We start from the raw sequence: 406 nt of genomic DNA on the forward strand, positions 1-406 counted from the left end.
CCTTTTTATCAGCAATAGCCTCTACCCATGCTATACGGGTGCAGGAATCCACTACGCACAGCAGGTGTCTTGCCTTAGTCTCTCCCTTTATCTGGCACTTAGACAAGGTATGAGTATCTATATGTGCCAGCTCTCCTGCCTTCTCTTTTATGATACGCCTCCTGTTTGCCTTATGCTCAGGCTTTAGACGGTTTAAACCGTGACGCTTACATATATTATATATGCCAGAAGGAGAAGGGGTATATTTCTTCAGCTTCTCCGAAAGCAGAAAGTGTATATCGTAACGGTTGCAGCCTTTCCTGCGAAGCTCCAGCACCTTGTTCTCTATATAAGCTAAAGGAGTTCTGGACGCATATTTAGGCCCTCGCTTCAAAGGAAGAAGAGAATCATGCTTACCGCTTTGCTT

At 45.1% G+C, this 406-nt stretch carries 1 pseudogene; it reads right to left on the reverse strand.

The annotated features are described in order from the left end of the window. Nucleotides 1–406, reverse strand: a pseudogene (locus OSQ85_RS14030) (hypothetical protein); the annotation flags it as partial.

The organism is Geovibrio ferrireducens (genome assembly GCF_026226615.1).
GTDB lineage: Bacteria > Chrysiogenota > Deferribacteres > Deferribacterales > Geovibrionaceae > Geovibrio > Geovibrio ferrireducens.